The following is a 17,333-nucleotide window of genomic DNA, read 5'->3' on the forward strand; positions in this document are numbered from 1 at the left end:
CGCGCATTGCCGGCAGAAAGATTGCTGATAAGGCCTGTAACCGCCACCCGGCGCTGTGGACGCGGCCATGGCCGCGCCACATAATGTCCCGGCGATGCCGCCTGCGGGCGCGTCCGCAGGACAACAGCGCGGCACCCCGCCGCCAGCACAAGCCGGCCAGCATCGCTGACGCCGGCGCAGCCATACAGGAGACTCCATGTCATTGTTCGATCTGACGGGCAAGGTTGCCATCGTCACGGGCTCTTCGCGCGGCATCGGCCGCGCCATCGCCGAGCAGATGGCCGTACAGGGCGCCAAGGTCGTGATTTCCTCGCGCAAGGCCGAGGCCTGCCAGGAAGTGGTGGATGCGATCAACGCCCGCCACGGCGCCGGCACCGCGATCGCAGTCGCGGCCAACATCTCTTCGAAGGACGACCTGCAGCGCCTGGTCGACGAGACCAACCGCGCCTTCGGCAAGATCGACGTGCTGGTCTGCAATGCCGCGTCCAACCCCTACTACGGGCCGATGAGCGGCGTGTCGGACGACCAGTTCCGCAAGGTGCTGGACAACAACGTCATCTCCAACCACTGGCTGATCCAGATGGTGGCGCCGCAGATGATCGACCGCAAGGATGGCTCGATCATCATCGTGTCGTCGATCGGCGGCCTGCGCGGCTCGCCCACCATCGGCGTCTACAACATTTCCAAGGCCGCCGACTTCCAGTTGGCGCGCAACCTCGCGGTCGAGTTCGGGCCGCACAATGTGCGCGTGAACTGCATCGCGCCGGGGCTGATCAAGACCGACTTCGCGCGCGCGCTGTGGGAGGATCCCGAGCGCTACAAGCAGTCCACCCAGGGCGCCCCGCTGCGCCGCATCGGCGAACCCATCGAGATCGCCGGCGCCGCCGTGTTCCTGGCCTCCGCGGCCAGCACCTTCATGACCGGCCAGGCCATGGTGGTGGACGGCGGCGTGACCATCTGAGCCTTTGACGCAAGCGTTGCCAGGCGGCCGGCGCTGATTGCGCCGGCCGCCTTCCTGCATTTCCCTCAACCTGCAGTGCAGTTCCGGGAGGCAGTCCATGTCGAGCAATCCGCAGTCGGCCGGCACCTGGCCGGTCATGTCGCTGGCCGAGGCTCACGCCCGCCTGACCGCGCCGGGTGCGCCGTTCGAAACCGAGACGCGCGTGATCCGCGGCATCCCCACCACGGTCTGGAAGAACGCGCCGCCCACACTGCGTGAGCTGCTGCTGGCCACGCGCGCGTTTGCCGAACGCACCTTCGTGGTGTACGAGGACGAGCGCGTCACCTACGATGCGTTCCTGCGCGCCGCCATCGCCATGGCCCACGCGCTGGTGCGCGACGGCGTGCGCAAGGGCGACCGCGTGGCGCTGGCCATGCGCAACCTGCCCGAATGGCCGGTGGCGTTCTACGGCGCGCTGCTGACCGGCGCCATCGTGACCCCGCTCAATGCGTGGTGGACCGGCCAGGAGCTGGAATATGGCCTCGCCGATTCCGGCAGCCGCATCGCCATCGTCGATGCGGAGCGGCTCGACCGCATCCTCGAACACCTGCCCGGCTGCCCGGCGCTGGAACGTATCTACGTCTCGCGCGCTGGCACCGCACCGGCCGACCCGCGCGTGACGGCGCTGGAAAGCGTGATCGGCCCTTCGGCGAACTGGGCGGCGCTGCCGGAGCAGGCGCCGCCTGCGGTCGACATCGACCCCGACGACGACGCCACCATCTTCTACACCTCCGGCACCACCGGCAAGCCCAAGGGCGCGCTCGGCACGCACCGCAACTCCACCTCGGTGGCGGTGGCCGGCGGCTTCAGTCCGCTGCGCAACCTGCTGCGCCGCGGCGAGCCGATCCCTGCGCCGGATCCGGCCGCGCCGCAGAAATCGATGCTGCTGGCGGTGCCGTTCTTCCACGTCACCGGCTGCATGGCGGTGCTCAACGGCGCCATCGCCACCGGCGGCAAGATCGTGCTGCTGCACCGCTGGGATGCGCTGCGCGGCATGGAGCTGATCGAACGCGAGCGCTGCTCCGCGGCCGGCGGCGTGCCGACCATCGCGTGGCAGATCCTCGAGCATCCCGAGCGCGCCCGCTTCGACCTCTCGTCGCTCGAGAACATCAACTACGGCGGCGCGCCGGCCTCGCCCGAGCTGGTGCGGCGCATTCGCGAAGTCTTCCCCATGGCCGCGCCGGGCATAGGCTGGGGCATGACCGAAACCTCCTCCACCTTCACCAGCCACAGCGCCGAAGAGTACGTGATGCGCCCGGACAGCAGCGGCCCGGCGCTGCCGATCGGCGAGATGAAAGTAGTCGATGGCCGCGGGCAGGCGCTGCCGCCGGGAGAAACCGGCGAACTGATGGCGCGCGGCGCCAATGTCGTGCGCGGCTACTGGAACAAGCCCGAGGCCACCGCCCAGACCTTTGTCGATGGCTGGCTGCGCACCGGCGACATTGCCCGACTGGATAACGAGGGCTACGTCTACATCGTCGACCGGATGAAGGACATGCTGATCCGCGGCGGCGAGAACATTTACTGCATCGAAGTGGAAAGCGCGCTGTACGAGCATCCCGCGGTCATGGACGCCTCGGTGGTAGGGCTGCCGCACCGGACCCTGGGCGAGGAGCCGGCCGCCGTGGTCAGCCTGAAGCCGGGCATGCACGCGAGCGAAGCCGAGCTGCAGGATTTCGTGCGCGAGCGACTGGCAGCATTCAAGGTGCCGGTGCGTATCCTGATTTACCACGAGATGCTGCCGCGCAATGCCAATGGCAAGATCATGAAATCGAACCTGCGCAAGCTGTTCGACGCCGCCGCGTAAGCCAGTGCGGCGCGACCGCCTCGATCCGATCCCTCACCAGGAAAACAAATTGACGGACCAAGCCAAGCCGGATTTCTCCCTTTCCCACCCCATGCGGATGCTTGGCGCGGCAGCGCTGGCCGCGCTGCTGGCCGGCTGCGCCGCCGGTGGCACCAACCTGGCCGCGGTGCCGGAACTGCGTCCCGGGGTGCCGGCCGGCTACCTCGCCGCCGATGCGCGTCCCGACAGCCTGAAGCTGCTGCCCGCGCCACCGGCGCCGGGCTCGGCCGCGCTGGCGCTGGACGAAGACTCCGCGCGCCAGGCCGGTCCGCTGCGCGGTTCGCCACGCTGGCAACTGGCATCCGACGATGCCGTGCTGACGTTCCCGCAGGCCGCCAGCACCTTCTCCTGCGCGCTGGGGGTGCCCGTCAGCGAGAAAGACACGCCTTACCTGAACATGCTGCTGCGCCGCAGCCTGGTCGATGCCGGCCTGTCCACGTACAAGGCCAAGGACCATTACAAGCGCACCCGCCCGTTCGTGGCCACCAAGACCGCGATGTGCACGCAGGCCGAGGCCGCCAAGCTGGAGAAGGATGGTTCCTACCCGTCCGGCCACAGCGCCATCGGCTGGGCCTGGGCGCTGATCCTGACCGAGATCGAGCCGGCGCGCGCCAATGAACTGCTGGCGCGCGGCCAGGCCTTCGGGCAAAGCCGCGTGGTGTGCAACGTGCACTGGCAGAGCGATGTCAACGCGGGCCGCACCATGGCGGCGGCCACGGTGGCACGGCTGCATGCCGATCCCGCCTTCCGTGCCGACCTGGAACGGGCCCGCAGTGAAGTGGCTGCCGCGCGCGCCGCGGGTGCGCGGCCATCGCGCGATTGCCAGGCGGAGACCGCGGCGCTGGCGCCCTGATTCCGAGGTGTAAGGCCGACCCGGGTTATTTCACCGGAATCACCGTGCCGGCCGGCACCGGCACGGCGGTCACGCTGTTCTGCGGGCTGCCGCTGACGATGCGGTCCGAATACGTCAGGTAGACCAGCGTATTGCGCTTGCGGTCGACCGCGCGCACCACGTGCAGCGCCTTGAACAGGATCGACATGCGCTCGGAGAACACATTGTCCTGCTGCTTGATCGGCGCCTTGAAGCCGATCGGACCGACCTGCCGGCACGCGATCGAGGCCTCGGGCGGGTCTTCCGCCATGCCAAGCTGGCCCTTGATGCCGCCGGTGCGGGCGCGCGACACGTAGCAGGTAATGCCGTCCACCTGCGGGTCGTCATAGGCTTCGATCACGACCTTGTCGGAGCCGGTCATGCGGAAATTGGTGCTGACGCTGCCGATCTCCTCGGCACCGGCACCCGCGGCGGCGGCCACGCAGCTGGCGGCGAGCAGGGTGCGAACGATTCGGTGGTAGCACTTCATGGTATCGCTGGGCATCGGCAGTCAGTTCACCGACGACTTGATATCGCCGTGGCGCTTTTCCATTTCCTGGCGCAGCGCGCGGCGCTGCTGCGCGGCGGCAAAGCGCTGGCGCTCGACCTCGTCGCGCGGCTCCAGCGGCGGCACCTCGGCGGGAGTGCCGTTGTCGTCCACCGCCACCATGGTGAAGTAGCAGCTGTTGGTATGGCGCACCAGCTTGCTGCGGATGTTCTCGGTCACCACCTTGATGCCGATCTCCATCGAACTGCGGCCGGTGTAGTTGACCGATGCCAGGAAGGTCACCAGCTCGCCCACGTGGATGGGCTGGCGGAACACCACCTGGTCGACCGACAGCGTGACCACGTAGCGGCCGGCGTAGCGGCTGGCGCAGGCATACGCCACCATGTCCAGGTACTTGAGGATGGTGCCGCCGTGGACGTTGCCGGAGAAGTTGGCCATGTCCGGCGTCATCAGCACGGTCATGGAAAGCTGGTGGGACAGGTCATTCATGATGCGGGATACGAAGATTGCGGGGGCGGGATTGCCGGCTGCGGGCGCCGGCAGTTTAACCCGGATCGCCGCGCCGTTGCCGGCGGGCGCGGCGCATAAAAAAAGCGGCCTGCCAGGCCGCTTCTTTCGCTATGGACGCAAACTGCTTACTTTTTCTTGTTCACGGCGTCCTTGAAACCCTGGCCTGCCGAGAACTTGACCGTCTTGGCGGCCGGAATCTTGATGGTTTCGCCGGTGCGCGGATTGCGGCCGGTACGGGCAGCGCGCTTGCCGGCGCTGAAGCTGCCAAAACCCACCAGCGTTACAGAATCGCCCTTTGCCACTGCCTTCTTGATACTGTCCAGCGCTGCGTTGAGCGCACGCTCGGCGGCGGCATTGCTCAATTCTGCTTCCGCGGCGATGGCCGATACCAGTTCACCTTTATTCATGGCTGATTTCCCTTGTTGGTCGTCGTCACCGATGTGCGTGCCTCGCGGCAGGCCATCGATCGGCGCAGTCTAATCTGCCCGTCGCGCGTTGAGCAATCCCCAGTGGCACCAATGCGACAAAAAAACCCGCAAATCCTTGCTTGAGGCCGGTTAGCGGGCAATTTCCACTGCTGTTCGCGCTTGCCAGGCGCCGCATTTTACCGGGCCGCAGCCGCGCCGGGACCGGGCGCCAGAAATCGCGCCCTCAAAGCTAAACAGCATAGGACAGATTCCCTCAAATGGGGCGACGCACCATAACGGATCGTCCGACGCACCTTGCCGGCTCCATTCTGGCGCAGGGCGCCCCGCTGCCGGCAGCGTCCCGACGGCAGCGGCTCCCACGGAATCGGGCCGCGTGCGGCATGCCGGTGCGGGTTTTTACCCGGCACGGTGCAAGCGGCACCAGGATGCAGCCGTTTGTGGAACGCTTTTTGCATACTGGTGCGCCCATTTTGAGCATGAGGTCACTATGGACAACTGGAAGACCGGCACCGACGCGCTGTTTATCCTGCTCGGCGCCATCATGGTGCTGGCCATGCACGCCGGCTTTGCGTTCCTCGAACTCGGCACGGTGCGCAAGAAGAACCAGGTCAATGCGCTGGTAAAGATCCTGGTGGATTTCGCGGTCTCCACCATCGCTTATTTCTTTATCGGCTACACCATTGCCTATGGGGTGCAGTTCTTTTCCGGCGCCGAAACGCTGGCCCAGAAGAACGGTTATGAACTGGTCAAGTTCTTTTTCCTGACGACCTTTGCCGCGGCGATTCCGGCGATTATCTCCGGCGGTATTGCCGAACGCTCGCGTTTCAATCCGCAGCTGGTCGCCACCTTCGTGCTGGTGGGTTTTGTCTATCCGTTTTTCGAGGGCATGGTGTGGAACCAGCGCTACGGTGTGCAAGACTGGATCGCGCGCGTGGCCGGCGCGCCGTTCCACGACTTTGCCGGTTCGGTGGTGGTGCATGCGCTGGGCGGCTGGATTGCACTGCCGGCGGTGCTGCTGCTGGGCGCGCGCCGCAGCCGCTACCAGAAGGATGGCCGCATCAGCGCGCATCCGCCCTCGAACATCCCGTTCCTGGCGCTGGGCGCCTGGATTCTGGCGGTGGGCTGGTTCGGCTTCAACGTGATGAGCGCGCAGACCGTCGACAAGATCAGCGGCCTGGTGGCGATCAATTCGCTGATGGCAATGGCCGGCGGCACGCTGGCCGCCTGGCTGGCCGGACGCAACGATCCGGGCTTCGTCTACAACGGGCCGCTGGCCGGCCTGGTGGCGATATGCGCGGGCTCGGACCTGATGCATCCGTTGGGCGCGCTGGTCACCGGCGCCGTGGCGGGCGCGCTGTTCGTCTATATGTTCACGCTGGCGCAAAACAAATGGCATATCGACGACGTGCTGGGCGTGTGGCCGCTGCACGGGCTGTGCGGCGCCTGGGGCGGCATCGCCGCGGGCATCTTCGGCGCGAAGGCGCTGGGAGGCCTTGGCGGCGTGTCGCTCGGCGCGCAGTTGCTCGGCACCTTGCTGGGCATCGTGGTGGCGCTGGCCGGCGGCACGCTGGTCTATGGCACGCTGAAGCGGCTGGTGGGCATCCGCCTCGACGCCGAGAGCGAGTTCAACGGCGCCGACCTGACGCTGCACCGGATTTCCGCCACCCCCGAGCGCGAAACCAACTGGTAATACCCGCCAGCGCCTTTCCGATCTAAACAGACGGGCCGTGCAAGGCGGCTTGTCTTAACAATTATTTGCTTGCACTTCCGCGCACGGCCTCTCAATAATTGCCGTGCCCGGGAATTGCGCGCAACGCGCAGGGGCTCGCACGCCGCAGCCGGCTGGTTCGGGGGATGTTGGGCCGGCGGCTGGCCGGTTACACCAACACGAAAGGAATACGCCGATGGACGCCTCTACCTTCGACAACCTCAAGACCCTGGTGGTCTCCTACGCCACCGAATTCGGCGTCAAGATCCTGGCGGCCCTCGCCTTCTGGGTCATTGGCCGCTGGCTGATCCATTTTGTCGTGCGCATGGTGCAGAATGCGCTCGGCAAGCAGAAGGTGGACCCCACGCTGCTGCGCTATGTCGGCTCCATCGTCACCGTAACGCTGAACGTGGTGCTGGTGATCGGCATCCTCGGCTTCTTCGGCATCCAGACCACCACCTTTGCCGCGCTGATCGCCGCCGCCGGCGTGGCCATCGGCATGGCTTGGTCGGGGCTGATGGCAAACTTCGCCGCCGGCGCCTTCCTGGTGGTACTGCGGCCGTTCAAGGTGGGCGACTTCGTCACCATCGGCGGCGTGACCGGAACGGTGCGCGAAATCGGCCTGTTCGCCACCACGCTGGACACGCCGGACAATGTCCAGACCGTGATCGGCAACAACAAGATCTTCAGCGACACCATCCAGAACTTCACCGCCAATGCGTTCCGGCGCGTGGAACTGAAAGCGCAGCTGGCCGGCAGCACCGACGTGGCCGACGCCGTGGCGCTGCTGAAGAGCCGCATCGCGGCGATCCCTAACGTGCTGGCCGAGCCGCCGGTCGACGTCGAAATCCTCGAGTTCACGCTGGTCGGCCCGGTGCTCGCGGTGCGGCCCTATTGCCATAACGACCATTACTGGCAAGTCTATTTCGACACCAACCGCGTCATCCGCGAATGCTTTGGCCAGGCCGGCTACGCCGCGCCGATGCCGGCGCACATGGTGGTGGTGCAGCAGGCCGGGGTGCCGCACGCCGCCGCGGAGCAAGCCGCGGCACAGCAGGCCGCCTGAACTGGCGCGGCGCGGCTTCAGCGGGCGCTCGGGCGCGCGTGTGCGCCTGAACGCCCGTAATGTCGCATCAGCACCGCGCCGGCGCCACAGGCCGCCATCACCACGCCCAGCGGCAGCGCGCTGCCGTCGCGCCATACGCTGACCGCGGCGCCGCCGAGCGTGCCGAGCGAAAACTGCAACGTCCCCATCAGCGCCGAAGCCGTGCCGGCGCGATGCCCCTGGTGCGCCAGCGCCAGCGCCGAGGCGTTCGGCGAGACGCAGCCCAGCGCACCGATAAACACGAAGAACCCGCCCAGCAGCACCGGCAGCACCGCCATCCCCGCCAGCGCGGCCAGTGCCAGCACCAGCCCCGCGGCCAGCGCCGCCAGCAGCGTGGCCCCCAGCACCTGGTCGAGCGAGCGCCCGCGCACCAGCCGGGCATTGAGCTGCGACATCGTGATCAGCCCGAGCGCATTGGCGCCGAACACAAAACCATAGTGCGACGGTGCGATGCCGTGCAGTTCGATCAGCACAAAAGGCGAGCCCGAGATATAAGCAAACATGCCCGCCGAGCCGAAGCCGGCCGACAGCGAGTAGCCCAGGAACTCCCGGTCGCGCAGCAGTTCCGCGTAGCTGCGGGCCACCGTGCCGAGCCGCAGCGGCGCCGCATTGCCGCGGTCCAGCGATTCCTCCATGCGCAGGTGGACCAGCAGCAGGATCAGCAGGCCGGCCCCCGCCAGCACCCAGAAGATGGCGCGCCAGCCCGATACGGTCAGCACCGCGCCGCCGATGATCGGTGCCAGGATCGGCGCAACCCCCATCACCAGCATCAGCGAGGAAAACGCCCGCGCCGATTCATGCGCCTCGAGCCGGTCGCGGATCACCGCCCGGGCCATGACCATGCCGGCACAGCCCCCCAGCGCCTGCAGGAAGCGCCATAGCATCAGCGATTCCACGTTGCGCGCCAGCGCGCAGCCCACCGCGGCGATGATGTAAAGACATAGCCCGACATAGAGCGGCGGCTTGCGCCCGAAGCGGTCGCTGAAGGGACCATAGAAGGCCTGTCCGAGCGCCAGCCCGACCAGGAAGGTGCCGAGGGTCAGCTGGACCTGGCCGATGTCGACGCCCAGGTCGCCGGCCAGTGTCGGGAAACTCGGCAGGTACATGTCGATCGACAGCGGCGCGATCGCCATCAGCGAGCCGCAGATCAGCAGCCAGGCAGGGAAACGCGGCGTCGACGCGGCGCTTGGGGGATGAGGCATGGAGGACAGTATCCGAGGGCAATGGCGGGGGCGATGGCGCTGCCCTGCGCGACCGAGCGGCCGGGGCAGCCCCGGGGAAAGACGCAATTGTTGCACAACATAACCAATGCAGCCGCGGACCCCGCGACGTTGGCACGCGGCCGTTGGCGCAGCATGACCGCCCTGCTGCATTGCGTCGCCGAAGTCGGGTCCGGCAAAGCTGGCAAACCTGGCAGGTTTGGTGAATAGTGGTGCCAGGCCCTGTTGTTCATGGGCAGGGCATGGCGGCAACGCTACGACGCTTGCGGGGTGCGACTTTCATGCGTGCCGGCGTGGAGGGTACAATGCCAGCCTGTCGGCGTAAGACTCGCCGTCGGCCTCGCAGAGAGGGACGACAGTACAGGTCCCCGCAACATTAGCCTGCATGAGAATACGACAAACGCCGCTTTCCGCTTCGCTGGGCACCGCCGCTTTCGCGGTCGTGCTGCTGCTGCCGCTGCCCCAGACGGCCAAGGCGGCGCCGGCGCAGTTGCGCAATGCCAGCGTCCCGTTGCTGGTTCCCGCGGCCGATGAAGCCGACCCCGTGGCGCGCATGCTCAAGGGCGCGGCCACCGGCCAGAATACCGGCGCCGCCGGCGTGCCCGAACTGCTGCGCAACGCCACCCGCCCTGACAACGTGCTGGCGCGCGCCTGCCGCCAGCTCAACGATGCCCTGCCGATCGAGATCGACGGTGAAACCCGCCTGCGCCGCTGCCAGTCGGTTCCGGGCAAACACGTCCTGTTCCAGCTGGAACTGACCAACTACCGCGGGCCGATGCTGGACCTGGCCAGCTTCGAGGTCAACTACGCCGCGCCGCTGCAGCGCAATATCTGCGCGAACCGCGATGTCGAGATCCTGACCAAGCTGGGCGTCAGCATGTTGTTCCGCTACATGACGCGCAAGGACCGCGGCGAGCGCCGCATTGGCGACGTCTATATCAACGGCCCGATCTGCAGCGCTGCGTTGCGCTGACCTGCGCGCCGGTGCCAACAAAAAACGGCCCGCTGATGCGGGCCGTTTTTGTTTCAGGCTAACAAGTTTAGGCAGCGCGCGGGCGCAGCGGCACCACGTTGGCGGCGCGCCGCACCAGCATGCGCGTGTCCTTCCAGCCCGCGTCGGCCAGCGGCGAGCCCCACACCAGTTCATGCAGGCGCGCCAGCGCGAACGGGTTGCCCAGCAATACGTGCTTCTGCGCCGGCGTAAGCGCGCGCGGCCCGTGCGTCAGCGCATGCTCGACCAGGCTCTCGTGGCGCTTGCGTGCCGATTCCGGCTGCACCACGCGCGGCGTCGCGGTGGCGCACATCAGCGCGTTGGTGACCGGGTCCACCACGGCGTCGACGAAGTTCGGGGTTTCGGCGGCATTTTCGACATGCTGCTGAGTTTCGACGATCTCGCGCGGCACCAGCGTTTCTTCCGGGATCATAAACAGCCCCGCGTTGCGCGAAGCGCGGCCCAGCGAAACCCGCGACAGCATCACCGACAGCGGGATCGACAGCGCCAGCGAGCCGACGATCGGCAGCAGCCACAGCACATAGGACGGGTTCAGCCAGTACACCAGCCCGCCCCACGCCAGCCCCAGCGCGGTATGCCAGCCGTGGCGGCGGAAGGCTTCGCCCCAGGTGGTCTCGGCATCTTCACGCGGGGGCGATTTCCACGAGATGCCCCAGCCGCTGTACGCCGCGATCACGAACTTGGTATGGAACAGCATGCGCGTGGGCGCCAGCAGCGCGGACAGCAGCACCTCGATCAGCATGCTGGCAAAGAGCTGCACCGCGCCGCCGTAGCGCCGCGCCTGCTTCATCAGCAGCGCCACGCTGGCAAGCTTGGGCAGGAACAGCAGCGTGGCCGTGGCCGAGAACAGCGCCAGCGCCTTTTCCGGATGCCACTCGGGCCAGGTCGGGAACAGCTGGTATTGCTGCGTGAAGTATTCCGGCGGCACCAGCGCGTGCTTGGCCAGCATCGCCGTCGACAGCAACAGGAACAGCAGCCACAGCGGCGCCGACAGGTACGCCATGATCCCGGTCAGGAACACCGCGCGGTGCACCACGTGGAAGCCCTGCTTGAGCCACAGCCGGAAGTTCATCAGGTTGCCCTGGCACCAGCGGCGGTCGCGCTTGACCTCGTCGAGCAGGTTGGGCGGCAGTTCTTCGTACGAGCCCTCGAGGTCGTAGGCAATCCACACGCCCCAGCCGGCACGGCGCATCAGCGCGGCCTCGACAAAGTCGTGCGACAGGATCTCGCCCGACAGCGGGCCGCGGCCCGGCAGCGGCGCCAGCGCGCAGTGCTCGATGAACGGCTTGACGCGGATGATGGCGTTGTGGCCCCAGTAGTGCGACTCGCCCAGTTGCCAGTAGTGCAGCCCGGCGGTGAACAGCGGCCCGTACACGCGCGTGGCGAACTGCTGCACGCGCGCATACAGCGTTTCGCGGCCCACCGCCAGCGGCGCGGTCTGGATGATGCCGGCACCCGGGTTGGCTTCCATCAGCCGCACCAGCGTGGCCAGGCAGTCGCCGCTCATCACGCTGTCGGCATCGAGCACCACCATGTAGCGGTACTTGCTGCCCCAGCGGCGGCAGAAATCGGCCACGTTGCCGGTCTTGCGCTTGACGCGATGGCGGCGCCAGCGATAGAAGATGCGGCCGAAGCCGCCGACTGCGCGGCACAGTTCCATCCAGGCATCGTGCTCGGCGGTGCGCAGGTCCGGATTGCCGCTGTCCGACAGCACGATGAAATCGAAGTTGGACAGGTGCGGGGTGCGCGACAGCGATTCATAGGTGGCGCGCAAGCCCGCGAAGACGCGTGTCACGTCTTCATTGCAGATCGGCATGATGATCGCGGTGCGCGCCTCGGCCGCAATCGGCGCGTCGGGCCGGTCCGGCACCGCCGAGCGCGAGATCAGATGCTTGTCGCCGCCCTTGGCCAGCACCAGGAAGCCCATCATCGCGGTCCAGAAGCCGGCCGATACCCAGGAGAACAGGATGGCGAACAGCACCAGGATGGCAATCTCGAGCGGATCGGTGCCGTGGTACGGCAGCACGTTGGTCATGAAGTACGTGGCCAGCACGGTCTGGACGGCGACCAGTGCCAGCAGCACCCAGCGCCGGTGCGAGCCTGCGGGATGCCATTTGCCTTCGGCGTCGGGGCCGTCGTGCAGCGTGTCCCAGGTCTCGGGCACCGGGGGGCGCCCAAGCATGCGGCGCCACGTGTTGCGCAGCCAGCCGGTGACGATATGCGGCGGCCACTGGCGGGGCACCATCGAGCTGCGCTCGGGCGCGGGGCCGGTGTCGGCCTTCACGGTGCCGTCTTCGCGCCGGCGCAGCAGCGGCGCGCCGCCGACCTGCGGATTGCCGTAGGCCATGGCGAAACGCCGCTGCACCGAGGCGTAGGCGCTGCTGCCGTGCGCCGGCGGCGCTTCCTTGCCGGCCAGGCGCGACTGCAGGCGCGTGATCGCCTCCTGCGCGTCGCGGCCGTCGGCGGTGACCGGGATCACCGGCGTCACCGAAGCCAGCGGCGTGGCGGGAGCCGCCGCGGCGGCCATGCCGGCGCTGTCGGCCAGCAGTTCGCTGCGCACTTCAGGCGATACGGGCAGGCGGTCGAGATAGCGCTCGCATGCCGCCGCCTGGGCCGGTCGCTGCTTTAGGCGGGGGGTAAGATGTAGCTCCACGTCTCGGACAGGGTTGTATTGCCGTTGCGAAGATAGCCGCGCAACTCTACCGGCTTGGTTTCGTCCTTGCGGCGCATCAGCATCGTCATGCGCCAGCCGCCGGTCGCGTCATTGCGCTGCACCGACGTCTTCAACAGCTCGCCGTTGGCATCGGCCGAAACCACCGGGTCGATGCGCACGTCCGCCGGCAGCCTGCGGAAGGCCGGGCCTTCGAAGTCCACCACCAGCGAAAAGCTCGTGTCCTCCTTGCTGCGGGTCTGGCCCTGGCCCAGGCGAGTCTGGGTCACCCACGACAGCGGCGGCTCTTGCTCGCCGTCCTTCTGCCACAGCAGGCGGTATTCGTAGTCGAAGGCTTGCTTCGGCTTGGGCGGGTTGTCGGGCACCCAGTACGCGACGATGTTGTCATTGGTCTCGTCCGGCGTCGGGATCTGCACCAGCTCCACCCGGCCCGAGCCCCAGTTGCCGCGCGGCTGCACCCAGCCGCTGGGCCGGCGCTCATACCACGCGCCGATCTCCTGGTAGCTGTTGAAGCTGCGGTCGCGCTGCATCAGCCCGAAGCCTTGCGGATTGGTCGCCGCGAACGACGTCACCAGCAGCCGCTTGGGATTGACCAGCGGACGCCAGACCCATTCGCCGGTGCCCAGGTGGATCGACAGGCCGTCCGAGTCGTGCACCTCCGGCCGGAAATCCTGCGCCGGCGCCGGCTGGTTCTCGCCGAACAGGTACATGCTGGTCAGCGGCGCGAGGCCAAGCTTGGTCACGTTCTCGCGCAGGTAAAGGCGCGACTTGACCTCCATCCCGGTCTCCGCGCCGGGCTTGATGGTGAAGCGGTACGCCCCGCTCATGCGGCGCGAATCCATCAGCGCATAGATGGTGATTTCCTTGGCATTGACGCCGGGGCGCTCGATCCAGTATTCGACGAAGCGCGGGAATTCCTCGCCCGAGTTGAGCGCGGTATCCACCGCCAGGCCGCGTGCCGAGAGCCCGTACCACTGGTCCCTGCCGAGCGCGCGGAAGTAGCTGGCGCCGAGGAACGACGCAAGTTCGTCCTTGCGCTTGCCCTGGTTCAGCGGATACAGGATGCGGAAGCCGGCGTAGCCCAGCCCTTTCAGCTTGGCGGCATCGACCTTGTGCGGGCCGTAGTTGAACGCGGAAGGGTCGAAGCGGAATTCCCGCACGTTGTTGCCCACCACTTCATGGATGCGCACGGGCTGGTCGAACACCATGCCCTCGTGGAAGAACGACAGCTCGAACGGCGAACGCGTGCCGCGCCAGGCGAAGCGCTCGGGCTTGTACTCGATCTCGCGGTAGCGCTCGTAGGTCAGCTCGCGCAGCTCGCGCGGCAGGTTCTGTGCCGGCGCCTTGTAAGGCGACGCCGCCAGCTGGCGCGCGCGCGCGGCGACGGTGTCGAAGTCGAACGCATGGGCCGCGATCGCACACAGTGCCAGCGCCCCGCCGCCGAGCCAGGCCGCGATCCGCGCTCCGGCGCGGCGGCGCGCCCCCGGCCCGGCAGCGGGCAAGGTAAACGGTACGGCTATTCGTGGCGTGGCGATCTGTGACATGTATGCCAGGGTGAGCGGTTGAATCGGAGTGGCCGGCATCGGCGGCCTGAACGATGAAGGACACGGCAAGAGATGAGCCCGGCGCCGAGTGGCGAGGCCCTGGCGCGGGGCAGTCTGCCCGCGGGGCACCGTGTCCGGGTTGTTGCGATGCGCAATAAACCATAGCAATTCGAGACGCAGAAGTCACGTTTCGATCACGCAAGGTTTGAAACAAAATGTTGGCCAAGTCGCCCGAAAGCCGCTCCACGCATGGCTTTGCGGGCGATGAGGTCACATCGCCGCGAGCCTCGGCGCGGTCAGCCTCGATCGGCCACCCCGGTCGCGCACCGGCGCGGGCCGGAACGCGTCCGGCCCGCTTAATACACTGTTACTTTTTGGCGCCTTCGCTGTAGGGATCGAACTTGCCGCTCTTGGCGCCTTCGGAATAGGGATCGAACTTGCCGCTGTTCATGCCGCCCTGGCTGAACGAGTCGAACGACTTCTGCGCCCCGCCCTGGATCGGCTCCATCTGGTCGGGCCTGGCGCCCGGGTTCAGCGCGGTCACGTTGTCGCTTTTTGCGCCGTCGGTGTAAGGGCTGAACTTGTCCTGCCTGGCCCCATCGGTGTAGGTACTGAACTTGTCCTGCTTGGCACCGTCGGTGTACGGACTGAACTGATCGGCCTTGCCCGCGGTCTGGGCGTGCACCGTGCCAAAGGCGCAGGCGACGGCCAGGCCGATTGTGAGATAGCGCAGCGTCATGGGATCTCCTCTCGCAGGAATGAGCGCCCGTCGTGCCGGCGGCGCGACGGGGCAGAAATCAACGCTAGGTCAGGGGCAGGCACGTGTCAACCGCGGCCCGGTGGCCGCAGTGGGCGAGGCGCGTCGGCAATCGTCGTCCACCGCCCCGCATTGCGCTTACAATGCCACTCGAACGCCACCATGTAGCCACAAGGAACCGCCATGCTGACCCGGCAAAACACATCCTCTGCCAGCCTCGCCCGCCCCGCCCTGCGTGCCGCACTTGCAGGCGCGCTGGGAGCCGTGCTGCTCTGCGCCGCGCCGGCGCATGCGTACTTCGACAACTACCTGAGCGGCACCATCATCGGCACGCTCAACGACAAGGAAGGCGCGTCGCTGGCCAAGTCGGTGCGTGCCGCGCTTAACGACACCGCCGACGGCCAGTCCGTGGCATGGACCTACCCGGCCGCGGGCCGGCGCCAGCAGATCGATGGCACCATCACCCCGGTCGAGAGCAAGACCGACAAGGGCCAGCCGTGCCGGCGCCTGAAGTCAGACCTCAAGCGCGGCAGTGCCGAAGAGCACTGGAGCGGCTGGTTCTGCAAGCAGTCCAACGGCCAATGGAAATCGCGCCACGTGGACGAATAAGCCAGGTCGCAACAGGCTGTACCGCGCGGCCCGCGGCCTAGCGGCACAGCTTGCGCAGCAGCTCCCCGGCGATGGTGCCGGGGCCGGCCACCTGGAAGGTGCCGGACTGTGGCGCGCGGATGGTGTAGAGCGATTCGCCGCGCGCAAAGCGCTTGCTGTAGAGGGTCTGCTCGACCACGGCAAACATCGACGTGGCACAGTTCAGCACCATGCGCTTGAGCGAGGAACGGATCGGTTCGCCGCTGGCGGTACGGATCACGCCCGACGGCGAATTGCGCATCACCACCACGCCAACCTGCGTGCCCTGGCGGCGCACCGTCGACTGATCGAAATAGGAAATCACGCCATTGGCGCCCATCAGCGGCAGCCAGCGCTGCGGGTCGGGCGCGCCGGGATCGGGCGCGGCCACCAGGCGGCAACCTTCCTTGGGGGTGGAGCGGAACACGGTGCCGGAGCCAGGTACCTGGCACTCGTAGAGGCCGGCGGCAGCGGCCGGCCGGGATGCAGAGGCTGGCGCCACGTCAGTGGCCGGCACCGTGCCGTCATCGGCGTGCGCCTGCGGCAGGGCCAGGCCGAACACGCAGCCAGCCAGCGCGGCTGCGTGTCGAAACATGCGGAACATCATGGAATTACCCTCATGTAGACGGGAAAAAACGATCCGCATTGTCGCACAGGATGCATGCATTGCGGCGCGCCGGCGCACCCCGATCCATGCATCCCGGCAGCCTTCAGCCGTGCAGGCGTCGCCAGGCGACGAGGTCCTCGATGGTCAGCACCGGCAAGCGGTACATCTCGGCAAAGGCCTGCGCTTGCGCGCGCCGCGCCATGGTGCCATCCGGATTCATCAGCTCGCACAGCACCGCGGCGGGAGACAGCCCCGCCATGCGCGCCAGGTCGACTGAACCTTCGGTATGGCCACGGCGCTCGAGTACGCCGCCATCGCGCGCCACCAGCGGGAACACGTGGCCGGGGCTGACCACGGCATCGGCGCCGGCATCCTCGGCAATCGCCGCGCGGATGGTAGTGATCCGGTCAGCCGCGCTGACACCCGTGCTGACGCCCTCGCGCGCCTCGATCGACACGGTGAAGGCGGTGCCGTACTGGCTGCGGTTGTGCTCGACCATCGGCCGCAGCCCCAGGCTGCGCACCTTGTCCGCCGGCAGGCACAGGCATACGATGCCGCTGCATTCGCGGATCATCATGGCCATATTGGCCTGGGTCAGGCGCTCGGCGGCAAGGATCAGGTCGGCCTCGTTCTCGCGGTCGTCGTCATCGAGCAGGACTACTGGCCGGCCTTCGCGCATGGCCTCGAGGGCCTGGTCGATGCGCAACGCCAGCGCGCGCGGGTCGGCGCCTGCCATCGTAGCGACGGCGGCACTGGGGTTGGCATCCGCGGACACCGCGGGGGCAATGGCTTCGGTGGAAAAGCTAGACATGAAACGCTCCTGGTTCAGCATCAATGGGCGTTCCAGGGGAAGGGTCGACGGAACTGCAAGACCCGCACGCCATGCTGACTGCACGCGCACGGACCGCCGCGCCCTGCG

General features: G+C 67.4%; 16 protein-coding genes. 7 read left to right on the plus strand and 9 right to left on the minus strand.

Features of this window, described 5'->3' with window-relative positions:
* Positions 1-196: 196 nt before the first annotated feature.
* From GA0116996_RS25075 to GA0116996_RS25085, 3 genes are all read left to right on the plus strand, one after another.
* Positions 197-961: an SDR family oxidoreductase gene (locus GA0116996_RS25075; RefSeq protein WP_092317039.1), complete on the plus strand. Its 765-nt coding sequence runs from the start codon at positions 197-199 to the stop codon at positions 959-961.
* Positions 962-1,058: 97 nt separating this feature from the next.
* Positions 1,059-2,807: a class I adenylate-forming enzyme family protein gene (locus GA0116996_RS25080; protein ID WP_092317042.1), complete on the plus strand. Its 1,749-nt coding sequence runs from the start codon at positions 1,059-1,061 to the stop codon at positions 2,805-2,807.
* A 49-nt stretch (positions 2,808-2,856) separates the two neighbouring features.
* A complete protein-coding gene (locus GA0116996_RS25085) occupies positions 2,857-3,699 on the plus strand; it encodes an acid phosphatase (RefSeq protein ID WP_341845127.1) in 843 nt (280 codons plus the stop codon).
* A 25-nt stretch (positions 3,700-3,724) separates the two neighbouring features.
* Here the strand turns inward: GA0116996_RS25085 and GA0116996_RS25090 are convergent, their stop codons facing one another.
* From GA0116996_RS25090 to GA0116996_RS25100, 3 genes are all read right to left on the minus strand, one after another.
* Complete coding sequence (locus GA0116996_RS25090) at positions 3,725-4,207, minus strand: CreA family protein (RefSeq protein ID WP_092317163.1); 483 nt, start codon at positions 4,205-4,207, stop codon at positions 3,725-3,727.
* A gap of 21 nt (positions 4,208-4,228) precedes the next feature.
* Positions 4,229-4,714, minus strand: a complete 486-nt coding sequence (locus GA0116996_RS25095; protein ID WP_012355963.1) for an acyl-CoA thioesterase — start codon at positions 4,712-4,714, stop codon at positions 4,229-4,231.
* Positions 4,715-4,860: 146 nt separating this feature from the next.
* Entirely contained in the window at positions 4,861-5,142 is a 282-nt protein-coding gene (locus GA0116996_RS25100) for an HU family DNA-binding protein (protein WP_010814166.1), read from the minus strand.
* A gap of 508 nt (positions 5,143-5,650) precedes the next feature.
* Here GA0116996_RS25100 and GA0116996_RS25105 point away from each other — a divergent pair.
* Positions 5,651-6,853, plus strand: a complete 1,203-nt coding sequence (locus GA0116996_RS25105) for an ammonium transporter (protein ID WP_092317048.1) — start codon at positions 5,651-5,653, stop codon at positions 6,851-6,853.
* Positions 6,854-7,067: 214 nt separating this feature from the next.
* Positions 7,068-7,937: a mechanosensitive ion channel family protein gene (locus GA0116996_RS25110; RefSeq protein ID WP_092317051.1), complete on the plus strand. Its 870-nt coding sequence runs from the start codon at positions 7,068-7,070 to the stop codon at positions 7,935-7,937.
* Between the two features lie 17 nt (positions 7,938-7,954).
* On the opposite strand, the gene GA0116996_RS25115 is transcribed toward GA0116996_RS25110, so the two are convergent.
* A complete protein-coding gene (locus tag GA0116996_RS25115; protein WP_092317054.1) occupies positions 7,955-9,178 on the minus strand; it encodes a Bcr/CflA family multidrug efflux MFS transporter in 1,224 nt (407 codons plus the stop codon).
* Positions 9,179-9,581: 403 nt separating this feature from the next.
* Here GA0116996_RS25115 and GA0116996_RS25120 point away from each other — a divergent pair, with 403 nt between their 5' ends.
* Entirely contained in the window at positions 9,582-10,169 is a 588-nt protein-coding gene (locus GA0116996_RS25120; protein ID WP_092317057.1) for a hypothetical protein, read from the plus strand.
* A 67-nt stretch (positions 10,170-10,236) separates the two neighbouring features.
* Here the strand turns inward: GA0116996_RS25120 and mdoH are convergent, their stop codons facing one another.
* From mdoH to GA0116996_RS25135, 3 genes are all read right to left on the minus strand, one after another.
* Positions 10,237-12,861 (minus strand): glucans biosynthesis glucosyltransferase MdoH, encoded by a 2,625-nt coding sequence (gene mdoH, locus GA0116996_RS25125; RefSeq protein WP_092317060.1) that lies wholly within the window; start codon positions 12,859-12,861, stop codon positions 10,237-10,239.
* Positions 12,834-14,423 (minus strand): glucan biosynthesis protein G, encoded by a 1,590-nt coding sequence (locus GA0116996_RS25130; RefSeq protein ID WP_092317063.1) that lies wholly within the window; start codon positions 14,421-14,423, stop codon positions 12,834-12,836. The genes mdoH and GA0116996_RS25130 overlap by 28 nt, the downstream gene beginning before the upstream one ends.
* A gap of 367 nt (positions 14,424-14,790) precedes the next feature.
* Positions 14,791-15,162, minus strand: a complete 372-nt coding sequence (locus GA0116996_RS25135; protein WP_092317066.1) for a hypothetical protein — start codon at positions 15,160-15,162, stop codon at positions 14,791-14,793.
* Positions 15,163-15,363: 201 nt separating this feature from the next.
* Between GA0116996_RS25135 and GA0116996_RS25140 the strand changes: the two genes are divergently transcribed.
* Complete coding sequence (locus tag GA0116996_RS25140; RefSeq protein WP_092317069.1) at positions 15,364-15,789, plus strand: RT0821/Lpp0805 family surface protein; 426 nt, start codon at positions 15,364-15,366, stop codon at positions 15,787-15,789.
* A gap of 37 nt (positions 15,790-15,826) precedes the next feature.
* On the opposite strand, the gene GA0116996_RS25145 is transcribed toward GA0116996_RS25140, so the two are convergent.
* Both GA0116996_RS25145 and ribB read right to left on the minus strand, forming a co-directional pair.
* Complete coding sequence (locus GA0116996_RS25145) at positions 15,827-16,414, minus strand: surface-adhesin E family protein (protein ID WP_092317072.1); 588 nt, start codon at positions 16,412-16,414, stop codon at positions 15,827-15,829.
* 103 nt (positions 16,415-16,517) lie between these two features.
* Positions 16,518-17,225, minus strand: coding sequence for a 3,4-dihydroxy-2-butanone-4-phosphate synthase (gene ribB / locus GA0116996_RS25150; protein ID WP_141693766.1), 708 nt, complete (start codon positions 17,223-17,225; stop codon positions 16,518-16,520).
* Positions 17,226-17,333 lie beyond the last annotated feature (108 nt).

The sequence above is a fragment of the Cupriavidus alkaliphilus genome (assembly GCF_900094595.1).
In the GTDB taxonomy this organism is placed as follows: domain Bacteria; phylum Pseudomonadota; class Gammaproteobacteria; order Burkholderiales; family Burkholderiaceae; genus Cupriavidus; species Cupriavidus alkaliphilus.